The following is a 12,103-nucleotide window of genomic DNA, read 5'->3' as shown; positions in this document are numbered from 1 at the left end:
GAAACATGCGGCAACGCACCTGGAAACGCACCATATCGGGCCTGATCACAGGCATTCTTGCCCTTTCTGCCGTCCCGTCTTTGGCGTCGGCGCAAGAAACCCTGAATTTCCGTGTTCTCAAGGACGGGGAACCGATCGGCTACGAGAAAGTCGTGATCACGCCAACCGCGACTGGTCGAACTGTCACGGTTGATACCCTGACCGATGTCAGGGTGCTGTTCCTGAAATTTCACTACGACCACCAGCGCACCGAACAATGGCACGGCAACAAGCTGGTGGCAGTTGAAACCACGACCAATGATGACGGCACACACTATAACTGGCAGGCAAGCTATGCTGCTGATTGCTATCAGCTTGCCGGCAAAGGTGTTGGCAAACGCGAAGCCTGTGATGGTGCATGGCCACTGACTTTGTGGCTTGAAGACATCACAACCAAGACCGACCTTTATAGCGTCATCAATGCCGAACCCTATGCGGTGAAAATCGAAAAGGTCGGCACGGAAAATGTAAGGATCGAAAACCGGGAAACACCGGCGACCCATTACATCATGTCGGGCGATGTCCAACGTGACCTTTGGTATGGCACCGACAATAAGCTGCTGAAAACAAGCTTCAAACGAAAGGGTTACGACATCGACTTCATCCGAGTTGATGCGATGACCCTTCAAAAATAAAGCGGGCGTTTCGAATTGCGAATTTGAAGCGTTTAAGATTAAGGGAGAAACAAATGTCTAAGCTCAATAAGAGCTGCCTCTGGGGGGCAGTATCGGGAAGTGCAATCCTCTGTGCCTTGGCCACAATGGGCACCGCACATGCATCCGGTTTCCAGGTCCGCGAGACCAGTGGCACGCTGCAAGGTTCAAGCTTTGCCGGCATGACCACCCTGTCAACTGATGCATCAACCATGTCCTATAACCCGGGCACGGTCGGCCAGTACAAAGAAACGACCTATAGCGCCGGTATCACCGTTATTCGCCCGGTCGCAAAAGCTACCAATACCCTTGCAACCGATGGCTCTCGGACGACCATTGCCCAGACCGGCGGTGGCTACAAAGACATGGCACAGGATGCGGCAGTACCGAATGCCCATGCCGTTTGGAAGCTGAACGAAAACATCAATCTCGGCGTATCGATCACCTCCCCCTGGGGCCTTGTTACCGATAACGATTCCGATTTTGGCGGCCGCTTCTTTGGAACGACATCCAAAATCCAGACGGTCAATATCAAGCCTGTCATCGCATACCGGTTTGACAACGGCCTGAGCATCGGCGCTGGTCCGCAGATCCAGCGTTTCGAAGCACGTCTGGACAAAGCAGTTGCTTCGCTTGCAGGCGCAAAGACAGAAGGCAATTCATCCCTGAAGGGCGATGATGTTGGCTTCGGCTGGACGGCTGGTCTGAATTGGGAACTGACCGATGCGACGCGCCTTGGTCTGTCCTATAACTCGGAAGTCGAGCACAAACTTGAAGGCACCATCAAGTTTGACAGCGCTGCCAAGGGCCTGTTGACGCCATATACGGATCGAAATGCCACCGCCAAAATCACCACACCAGAAGCCATCGCATTTGGTATGTCCCACGACCTTAATGATCAGTGGACATTGATGGGTGATGTTCAGTGGACCAACTGGAATTCAATCAGTGAACTTGTCTTTAACTATGACGGCCTGATCAACAGCAACCTCGCCACCAGCAGCAGTACCACGGAATATTATAACTGGGGCAGCTCATGGTTTGGCGCCTTGGGTGCACGTTATCAATATGATGAAAACCTGTCCTTCACCGGTGGCCTTGCCTATGACGAAACACCGATCAAAACCCGTAACCGGAACGTTCGCCTGCCGGACTCTGACCGTTACTGGGTATCACTCGGAACAAGTTACAAGGTTGCCGACTGGGTCGATGTAAGTCTTGGATATACTCACATCTTCGCGCAATCGGCACGTGTCGATCATACCTCGGCTGCACTGGGCAACTACGCCGCCGACTATGACGCGAAAGTCGACATCATCGCTCTGCAGGCGAATTTCAAGTTCTGATCTGCTATAATCATCGGTGCGGGGTGGTCATTGCCACCCCGACCGGGCCGCTTTTTTTTGCCCGCAAAGTGACGTTAACGTAATGGAGTTAACGCAAGTGAACAAAGTAAACGTTCAAGAAGTTCCTACACTGATCAACGGCGTGGATGTCAGCACCCCGATCCATGCCCGTCCGGTCCACGAAATTTTTGAAACCGCGGCTGCGCGCTTTCCGCTGCGGCCATGCCTGGATTTTCTGGGGCGGATTTTTGATTATAAAACCATTGCTGATCAGGTTGATCGCGCCGCCGAGGGATTCAAACAGCTTGGCGTGCGCAAGGGTGACAAGGTCGGGCTTTGCCTTCCAAATACGCCCTATTATGTCGTCTGTTATTACGCGATCCTGAAATGCGGCGGCGTGGTTGTGAATTTCAACCCGCTTTATGCCAAACGCGAAATTGCCTATCAGATCGAGGATTCCGGCTGTCGCCTGATGGTGACGCTGAACCTTAAACAGATCTATCCCAAGGTCGCGGCCTGTCTGGATGAAACCTGCCTGCGGCGGATTGTTGTTTGCGAAATGAGCGACATCCTACCCCCGGTCAAAAGCGTCCTGTTTTCCCTGTTCAAGCGCAGCGAACTGGCCGAGGTTCCGAGCGATTTGCGCCACATCCCCTATGACCGGGTGATTGAATGCAAGCCGATGGAAACAGTGGTTGATATCGACGTTACCGATTTGGCGGTTCTGCAATATACCGGTGGCACCACTGGCCGACCCAAGGGCGCGATGCTGACGCATGCCAATCTGAGCGCCAATGTCGATCAGTTGACCCGCTGGATGCCCGATGCCAATCCGGGTCATGAAGTCACCCTGTGCGTTTTGCCGTTTTTCCACGTTTTCGCGATGACCGTGGCACTGAACACCTCGATCAATCTCGGCGCGGAACTGGTGCTTCACCCCCGCTTTGAACTCGACGCGCTTTTGAAATCGCTTGAGAAAAAGAAAGCCACGATCTTCCCGGGTGTCCCGACCATTTACACGGCGATCAACAACTCGCCCGAGACCCCGAAACACGATCTGTCGCATATCCGGTGCTGTATTTCCGGGGGCGCGCCGCTTCCGGTTGAAGTCAAACACCGCTTTGAAGAAATCACCGGGTCAAAGGTAGTTGAAGGATACGGTTTGTCTGAAGCCAGTCCGGTTTGCACCTGCAACCCGGTCAAGGGCGTGAACAAGGAAGGTTCAATCGGGCTTCCGATGCCCGGGACCGAAATCGAAATCCGTTCCCTTGCCAACCCGGAACAGACCGTACCGCTTGGCGAGAAGGGCGAGGTCTGTATTCGCGGACCGCAAGTCATGCCCGGTTACTGGCAGAACGATACGGCCACTAGCGAGACTTTTATTGATGGTTGGCTGCGCACCGGGGATGTCGGCTATCAGGATGAACAGGGATATACTTTCCTTGTCGACCGCCTGAAGGATGTCATTCTATGCAGCGGATACAATGTCTATCCACGGGCCATTGAAGAAGCCCTTTATCTGCATGAACAGATTGCTGAAGTGACCTGCATCGGCGTGCCCGATCAATATCGCGGCCAGGCGCCCAAGGCCTTTGTACGCCTTAAAGATGGGATCACCGGCATTACCCCCGAAGATCTTCGGGCATTTCTGGACGACAAGATTTCAAGAATCGAGATGCCGCGCGAAATTGAAATTCGTGAAGAACTCCCCAAGACCATGGTCGGCAAGCTGTCGAAAAAGGAACTGGTCGAGGAAGAAAGACTGAAGAGAGAAGAAAAAGCGTCATAGATCCAATGCGTTAACGTCACATCACACACAACGGAAAAAATCCAAGTGACGTTAACGTAAACTAATTGACGTTAAGATAAAAATATATACGATAAGGGGCGAAAGATGACCAAACTTGACGACCGGTTTTATACCGTTCCCGAACTGGCGAAGGATTTGGGAATTACACCGCGCACCATCCGGTTTTACGAGCAAAAAGGCCTTGTGAATCCGCAGCGTGCAGGTGCCACCCGCATCTATACCCGCCAGGACCGCGCAAAACTGCTGATCATTCTGCGTGGCAAGCGTCTGGGGTTCAGCCTGAACGAGATTGCAGATTATCTGGATCTCTATGGTGCCGACCCGACACAGGCAGAACAGATCAAGATGCTGCTTGGGCGCGTCCGGGAACGGATTTCCGATCTGGAAGACCAACGCCAAGCACTGGACGTCACGCTGGATGAATTACGCGACATCGAACAACAATCGATTGATGCGCTTGAAGAAAAAGGAATCGACCCGGAATCGTAACGAAATTTCCGAAGTCGATGACAGCTCAGGAAGGAAGACATAGCCATGACCAACGCCGTTATTGCCGGATATGTCCGGTCGCCCTTTACCCCGGCCCGCAAAGGGGCCCTTGCCAAGGTTCGTCCCGATGACCTGGCGGCACAGGTCGTAAAAGGTCTGGTCGAAAAGACCGGTATTGATCCCAATGCCATTGAGGACCTTATTCTTGGCTGTGCCTTCCCCGAAGGCGAGCAGGGTTTCAACGTTGCCCGTCTGGTGACGTTTATCGCAGGTCTTCCGCGCTCGGTCGCCGGTGTTACGGTCAACCGTTTCTGCGGATCATCCATGCAGTCAATCCATCAGGCGGCTGGCGCAATTGCCATTGGTGCCGGTGAAGCATTCATCTGTGCTGGCGTTGAAAGCATGACCCGCGTCCCGATGATGGGCTTTAACCCGCTTCCGAACCCGGTACTTTATAAAGCCATGCCCGAAGCCTATATGGGCATGGGCGATACAGCGGAAAACGTTGCTGCCAAATACGGCCTTAGCCGCGCTGATCAGGAAGCTTTTGCAGTCGAAAGCCACAAGCGCGCGGCAAACGCGCAGGCCGCGGGCAAGTTTGTCGATGAAATCATTCCGATCCAGACCAAGGATGGCATTGTTTCCGAAGATGGCTGCATTCGTGGTGAAACCACTGCCGAAGGTCTGGCTGATCTGAAACCGGCCTTCAAGGCCGATGGCGTTGTCACTGCTGGCACTTCTTCGCCGCTGACCGATGGTGCGTCCGCGGTTCTGGTATGTTCCGAAGAATTTGCTGCCAAAAACGGCCTGACGCCGCTTGCCCGTATCAAATCGGTTGCGGTTGACGGTTGCCTTCCGGAAATCATGGGGATTGGCCCGGTGGGTGCATCGAAAAAGGCGCTGGCACGTGCGGGCCTTACTTCGGCAGATATCGACGTTACCGAACTGAACGAGGCCTTTTCGTCGCAAGCACTGGCAAGCATTTCCGATCTCGGCCTTGATGTTGCCAAGGTCAATATTGATGGCGGTGCACTGGCAATCGGCCACCCGCTGGGGGCGACCGGTGCGCGTATCGTCGGCAAGGCGGCAAGCATCCTGAAACGTGACGGCGGCAAATATGCGCTGGCTTCGCAATGCATCGGCGGGGGTCAGGGGATCGCGACCATTCTGGAGGCGATGTAATGACCACCATCAAACAGGTCGCCGTAATCGGCGCCGGTGTGATGGGCGCGGGGATCGCCGCCCATATCGCCAATTCCGGGACACCTGTCCTGTTGCTTGATATCGTTCCCGAAGGCGCGAAAAACCGCAATGCGGTTGCCGAGGGCGCAGTTGCGAAAATGCTGAAAACCGATCCGGCCCCGTTCATGTCCAAACGGGTCGCCAAGCTGATCACATGCGGTAATATCGAGGATGACCTTGATAAAATCGCCAAATGTGACTGGATCATCGAGGCCGTCATCGAACGCCTTGATATCAAGCAGGATCTGTATCGCAAGATTGATGCCGTCCGCGCCAAGGGCTCGGTCGTGTCATCCAACACCTCGACCATTCCGCTTGCCACCCTGATTGGCGGCATGGATGACAGTTTTGCCAAAGACTTTATCATCACCCACTTCTTTAACCCGCCGCGCTATATGCGTTTGCTGGAATTGGTCGGATCGGGTGCGACCCGTGATGGTGTGATCGACATGGTCGCCGATTTTGCTGACCGCAAACTCGGCAAGACCTGTGTCACCTGCCATGACGAGCCGGGCTTTATTGCCAACCGTCTGGGTGTCTACTGGATTCAGGTCGCCATGGTCGAAGCCATAGACCGCAAACTGACCGTCGAAGAAGCCGACAGTGTCATTGGCCGCCCGTTTGGTATTCCCAAAACCGGCGTCTTTGGCCTGATGGATCTGGTTGGTCTTGATCTGATGCCCCATGTGCAATCAAGCATGGCAGGACTTCTCGACAAATCCGATCCGTTCCATGCCATTTACCGCGAAAGCGAACTGGTTTCCAAACTGATCGCCGATGGCTATACCGGCCGCAAGGGCAAGGGCGGGTTCTATCGCCTGAACCGCGAAGGCGGTGAAAAGATCAAGGAATCTGTTGATCTGCAAACAGGTGAATTTTCCAAATCCGAAAAGGCCCGCCTAGGTAGCGTCAAGGCGGCTGGCAAAGACCCGCGCAAGATGATGGAGGCCTCTGACAAGGGTGGTCAATATGGCCGCGCTGTGATGGCCAAAACCCTTGCCTACGCTGCCTTCATTGCAGAGTCCGCGGCAAACTCCATCACCGATGTCGATGACGCGATGAAGCTTGGCTATGCATGGAAAACCGGTCCGTTTGAGCTGATTGATGCCATTGGCGTTGATGCCCTGATTTCGATGCTCGAAGAAGATGGCGTTGAAGTCCCGGCACTGCTGCAAAAGGCAGCCGGAAAGTCGTTCTACAAGGTCGAAGATGGCGATCTTTATTTCCTTGGCTTTGAAGGCAGCTACGCCAAGATCGCCCGTCCGGATGGCGTTCTGCTGCTTGAAGATATCAAGCGCAAATCCGAACCGGTTGCCGGCAACCGTGCCGCATCGCTTTGGGATATTGGCGATGGTGTTGCCTGTCTTGAATTCCATACCAAGATGAATGCTCTTGATGCGGACGTTCTTGGCGCGATCAAGACATCGATCCGGACTGTGAAAAAGCAGTTCAAGGCGATGGTGATCTATAACGAAGCCAGCAATTTCTCGGCGGGTGCGAACCTTGGTCTGGCACTGTTTGCTGCCAATATCGCCGCATGGCCGGAAATCGAGAACCTTGTTGAAACCGGTCAGGAAACCTACAAGGCGCTGAAATATTCGCCATTCCCGGTTGTTGGCGCACCAAGCGGCCTTGCCCTTGGTGGCGGCTGTGAAGTTCTGCTTCACTGCGATGCGGTTCAGGCCCATGGGGAAACCTATATCGGGCTTGTCGAACCCGGTGTTGGTCTGATCCCGGCCTGGGGCGGATGTAAGGAAATGATCCGTCGCTGGGCGGAAAATCCGAAATTCGTCAAAGGTCCGATGGCCCCGAGTGCCAAGGCGTTCGAGATCATCTCGGTCGCAACCGTTGCCAAATCGGCCATGGAAGCCAAGGAAAACCTGTTCTTCCGCGAAAGTGACGGCATCACCATGAACCGCAACCGTTTGCTGGCCGATGCCAAGGAACGAGCACTTTCGATGGTCGATGGCTACGAAGCGCCCGAGGAATTTACCTATCGCCTTCCGGGCGAAGCAGCCCGGGTTGCCTTTGAAATGGCCGTTGACGGGTTCCACCGTCTTGGCAAGGCAACCGACTATGACCGCGTTGTCGCCGGCGAGCTGGCCAAGGTTCTGGCCGGTGGTGACACCGACGTGACCGAGGAACTTTCCGAAGACGATATTCTCGAACTGGAACGCGAAGGCTTCATGCGTCTGGTCCGCAACGAAGGCACCATGGCCCGGGTTGAACATATGCTGTTCACCGGCAAGCCGTTGCGCAACTAACCGGTCCAGGAGGAAACATATAATGGCTGAATATAAAGCACCCCTGCGCGACATGCGCTTCGTCCTGACCGAGCTGTTTGATTACGACGATATCAACCAGTTGCCCGGTTGCGAGGATTTCACCCCGGACGTGGTTGACGCCGTTCTCGAAGAAGCCGCCAAGGTTTGCGAAGAAATCCTGTTCCCGATCAACCGTTCGGGCGACGAGGAAGGCTGCACCTGGGATGACGGGGTCGTTACGACACCGAAAGGTTTCAAGGAAGCCTACCAAACCTTCGCCGAAGGCGGCTGGACCGGCATTGCGTGTGATCCTGTCTATGGGGGTCAGGGCGCACCAAAATCGATCAATGCGCTGGTCGAGGAAATGATTTGTTCGACCAACCTGTCATTCGGGATGTATCCGGGCCTGTCGTTTGGCGCCTATGCTGCCATGCATGCCCATGCATCGGACGAACTTAAGGACAAATATCTTCCGAAAATGGTCGAAGGAACCTGGTCCGGGACCATGTGCCTGACCGAACCGCATTGCGGCACCGATCTTGGCATCATCAAGACCAAGGCTGATCCGCAAGGTGACGGGTCCTATGCCATCACCGGCACGAAAATCTTCATCTCGGCGGGTGAACATGACCTGACCGAAAACATCATCCATCTGGTTCTGGCCAAGCTTCCCGATGCGCCCAAGGGCACCAAGGGTATTTCCCTGTTCCTTGTTCCGAAATTCATGGTCGGTGACGATGGATCGCTGGGGGATCGCAATGCAGTCAAATGCGGTTCCATCGAACACAAGATGGGCATCAAGGCATCTGCCACCTGTGTCATGAACTTTGATGGCGCAATTGGCTATCTGGTCGGTGAACCCCATCAGGGCATGCCCGCCATGTTCACCATGATGAACCAGGAACGTCTGTCGGTCGGTATTCAGGGACTTGGTCTTGGCGAAGCCGCCTATCAGGGGGCCCGTGCCTATGCCAAGGATCGCCTTCAGGGTCGTGCCCTGACGGGTGCGAAATCCCCGGACAATGCCGCGGACTCCATCATCGTTCATCCCGATGTGCGCCGTATGCTTCTGACCGCCAAGGCCACCAATGAAGGTTGCCGGGCAATGGGCATGTGGGTTGCCCGCGCCCTTGATACGGCCAAGCATCATGCCGACCCGGTCAAACGCGAGGAAGCTGACGAATTCGTTCAGTTGATGACACCGATCGTCAAGGCACTGTTCACCGATTGGGGCTTTGATAACACCAACCTTGGTGTGCAGGTCTTTGGCGGTCACGGTTACATCCGTGAATGGGGCATGGAACAGTATGTCCGTGATGCCCGTATCGCCCAGATTTATGAAGGCACAAACGGCATTCAGGCCCTTGACCTTGTCGGTCGTAAAATGCCGACCAAGGCCGGTCGTTATCTTCGCCGTTTCTTCCACCCGGTTCAGGAATATATCGAAGCCAATGTCTCCAAAGACGGTCTTGGCGACTTTGTCCAACCGCTGGCAAAGGCGTTCATGCGTCTGCAACAGGCCACGGGTGAACTGGCCCAGCGCGGCATGAAGAACCCGGACGAAGCCGGTGCCGCCGCAACCGAATTCCTGCGTCTGTTCGGTCTGGTCGCTGTCGGTTTCATGTGGGCCCGCATGGCCGAGATTGCCCTGACCAAGCAGGATGACGATCCGGATGGCTTCTATAAGGCCAAGCTGATTACGGCAAAGTTCTATATGGAACGTATCCTGCCGCAATCAGGTGCCCTGTTCAGTCAGATGATGTCGGGTTCCTCGACGATGATGGCCCTGGACGAGGAGCTGTTCTGATCATGGCAACGGGCCGCACACATCATCAGATCGCCGCAAAAGACGGAGCAATGTCGTGAACCTGATTTTCCGGCTGATCCGCGTGGTGATCCTGTCATTGTTGCGGCCCCGCCTTTATCCGCTTGATCCATCAACCCTGCATTTTCGCGCCTGGCCACTGGATCTTGATATCAATGTCCATATGACCAATTCGCGCTATTTCGCCTTGATGGATTTGGGACGGACCGAACTGATTGTTCGAAACGGCATCGCCAAACAGGTGTTCAAACACAAATGGCAACCGGTCGTTTCGGGCACCACCATGCGGTTCAAACGCGCGATCAAGCCGTTTCAGAAATTCTCGCTCGAAACCCAGGCACTTTATTGGGACGAAAAGGGTTTCTATCTGGAACAACGATTTGTCGCCAGGGACAAGACACTTAAAGACAAGACATTGGCACTTGGCATCGTAAAGGCCGTCTTTGTCGGCCCCGACGGCATTATCCCGCCAGAGGAAGTCTGTCGCCGCGTGGGGGCTGATCAAAATTCGCCCTCCATGCCGGACTGGCTTTCGGGATGGCCGGATATGGAAAGTGCGATCGAGGCCCGACTTGCGATCTGACGCACGCGACCAATAAAGCGGAAAACCCCGCGGGAGGAACTCACATGACGTCACAAGACGCCGTATTGCTGCATATCACTGACGAGATCGCGACAATCACGCTGAACCGGCCAGACCGGATGAATGCGCTTGATAAATCCATGATCGCCGGGATGTCTGATGCCTTGGATAAGATCGAAGCCGACATTGCCAATATCGGTGCCGTGATCATCGAAGGATCGGGTGGCACTTTCATGGCCGGTGGCGATGTGAAGTTCTTTTATCAGATGACGCAATCCCCCGCCGACGAAGCCCGGCCGGTGATTGAAACCATGATCAACCGCGTACATGACATCATCACGCGACTGACCGCCCTTCCCTGCCCGGTCATTGCCAAGCTTGAAGGTGCGGTTGCCGGATTTGGCGTCAGCCTGATGAATGCCTGTGACCTTGCCATTGCCGCCGAAGAAACCGTTTTCACCCTGGCCTATATTCATATCGGAACGTCCCCCGACGGCGGATCGACCCATTCGCTAACCCGGTTGGTCGGCATGAAAAAGGCCAAGGAAATTGCCCTGTTCGGGGACCGTTTTGGTGCCGACGAGGCCCATGATTGCGGCCTGATCAACAAGGTCGTGCCCGCCGATCAACTGGCATCGGCCACCGCAAAATACGCAACCCGCCTGGCATCCGGCCCGCGCGGCGCAATTGCCCGGACCAAGGCATTGCTGAACGCCGCACCCGAGGCCGATCTGAACCAGCAACTTGCCGCCGAAGCACAATCATTTGCCGAATGTTCAGTCAGTGACGATTTCCGCGAAGGTGTGACGGCCTTTGTCGAAAAACGCAGCCCCCGCTTTGGCAAATCATAAAAAGAATTCAGGGAAGAACCGTTATGGCCACTCTTAAAGGCAAGACACTTTTCATCACCGGCGCATCGCGCGGCATCGGCAAGGAAATTGCCCTTCGCGCCGCACGCGATGGCGCCAATGTCGCCATCATCGCCAAGACCGATGAACCCCATCCCAAGCTTCCCGGCACGATCCATTCCGCGGCGGCCGAGATCGAGGAAGCCGGTGGCAAGGCACTCGCCCTTAAGACCGATATCCGCGAAGAAGACCAGATTGCCGAGGCCGTCGCCAAAACGGTCGAGACATTTGGCGGCATTGATATCCTGATCAACAATGCCAGTGCGATCAATCTGACACCAACTTTGCAAACACCGATGAAGCGGTTTGATCTGATGCATCAGGTCAATACACGCGCGACTTTTGTCTGTGCGCAGGCCTGTTTGCCGCATCTTTTGAAATCGGATAACCCGCATATCCTGACCATGTCGCCACCGCCCAACCTGTCTGCGCAATGGTTTGCCAATCACACGGCCTATACCATTTCGAAATACGGCATGAGTCTCGTAACCCTTGGTCTTGCGGCCGAATTTGCCGATGACGGGGTTGCTGTAAACTCGCTTTGGCCAGTCACGGTAATTGAAACCGCAGCCCTTAACATGATCCCCGGTCTGGAACAGGGTCGTGCACGTACCCCGCAAATTATTGCCGATGCCGCGCATGCCATTCTGACCGCGCCCGCGCGCGAGGTTACCGGCGGCTTCTTTACCGACGAGTCAGTCCTTGAAGCCATCGGCGTTACAGATTTCGAACCCTACAACCTGACACCGGGCAAGGCGCCCTATCCGGACTTCTTCCTTGAACTTGATCGCAATGGAAAGAACGACCCGCAGGTTGCAGGACTTCTGGAGAAACTGGGCCGCTTTCACACAGCAGCCTGACGATTTGGCGTCGGGGAAGTGTGTGCCCCGGCGTCTGGTAGGAGCCTGATTTATCGCACGTGGATGACCCACACGGCAAATCGG

At 55.0% G+C, this 12,103-nt stretch carries 10 protein-coding genes; all 10 read left to right on the top strand.

Annotated features, from left to right (window positions below; translation table 11 throughout):
- Positions 1-5: 5 nt before the first annotated feature.
- The 10 genes from TH19_RS17840 to TH19_RS17795 all read left to right on the top strand — a co-directional run bounded on the left by TH19_RS17840 (position 6) and on the right by TH19_RS17795 (position 12,019).
- On the top strand, positions 6-674 hold the full coding sequence (locus TH19_RS17840) for a DUF6134 family protein (protein ID WP_114103722.1): 669 nt from the start codon (positions 6-8) through the stop codon (positions 672-674).
- A gap of 53 nt (positions 675-727) precedes the next feature.
- Positions 728-2,038, top strand: coding sequence for an OmpP1/FadL family transporter (locus tag TH19_RS17835; protein WP_114103721.1), 1,311 nt, complete (start codon positions 728-730; stop codon positions 2,036-2,038).
- Positions 2,039-2,135: 97 nt separating this feature from the next.
- Positions 2,136-3,827, top strand: coding sequence for a long-chain-fatty-acid--CoA ligase (locus tag TH19_RS17830; RefSeq protein ID WP_114103792.1), 1,692 nt, complete (start codon positions 2,136-2,138; stop codon positions 3,825-3,827).
- Between the two features lie 105 nt (positions 3,828-3,932).
- Positions 3,933-4,337 carry a MerR family transcriptional regulator gene (locus tag TH19_RS17825; protein WP_114103720.1) on the top strand — a complete coding sequence of 135 codons (405 nt, stop codon included), beginning with the start codon at positions 3,933-3,935 and terminating at the stop codon, positions 4,335-4,337.
- Positions 4,338-4,382: 45 nt separating this feature from the next.
- A complete protein-coding gene (locus TH19_RS17820) occupies positions 4,383-5,519 on the top strand; it encodes a thiolase family protein (RefSeq protein WP_114103719.1) in 1,137 nt (378 codons plus the stop codon).
- A complete protein-coding gene (locus TH19_RS17815; protein WP_114103718.1) occupies positions 5,519-7,843 on the top strand; it encodes a 3-hydroxyacyl-CoA dehydrogenase/enoyl-CoA hydratase family protein in 2,325 nt (774 codons plus the stop codon). The genes TH19_RS17820 and TH19_RS17815 overlap by 1 nt, the downstream gene beginning before the upstream one ends.
- 22 nt (positions 7,844-7,865) lie before the next feature.
- Positions 7,866-9,650, top strand: coding sequence for an acyl-CoA dehydrogenase C-terminal domain-containing protein (locus tag TH19_RS17810; protein WP_114103717.1), 1,785 nt, complete (start codon positions 7,866-7,868; stop codon positions 9,648-9,650).
- Between the two features lie 55 nt (positions 9,651-9,705).
- Positions 9,706-10,251, top strand: a complete 546-nt coding sequence (locus TH19_RS17805; RefSeq protein ID WP_114103716.1) for a thioesterase family protein — start codon at positions 9,706-9,708, stop codon at positions 10,249-10,251.
- A 44-nt stretch (positions 10,252-10,295) separates the two neighbouring features.
- Positions 10,296-11,102, top strand: coding sequence for an enoyl-CoA hydratase/isomerase family protein (locus tag TH19_RS17800; protein WP_114103715.1), 807 nt, complete (start codon positions 10,296-10,298; stop codon positions 11,100-11,102).
- 23 nt (positions 11,103-11,125) lie between these two features.
- On the top strand, positions 11,126-12,019 hold the full coding sequence (locus tag TH19_RS17795; protein WP_114103714.1) for an SDR family oxidoreductase: 894 nt from the start codon (positions 11,126-11,128) through the stop codon (positions 12,017-12,019).
- The last annotated feature ends 84 nt before the right edge of the window (positions 12,020-12,103 follow it).

Origin of the sequence: Thalassospira profundimaris (assembly GCF_003326675.1) — a bacterium.
Classification (GTDB): domain Bacteria; phylum Pseudomonadota; class Alphaproteobacteria; order Rhodospirillales; family Thalassospiraceae; genus Thalassospira; species Thalassospira aquimaris.
This window is presented reverse-complemented; position numbering and strand designations above follow the sequence as displayed.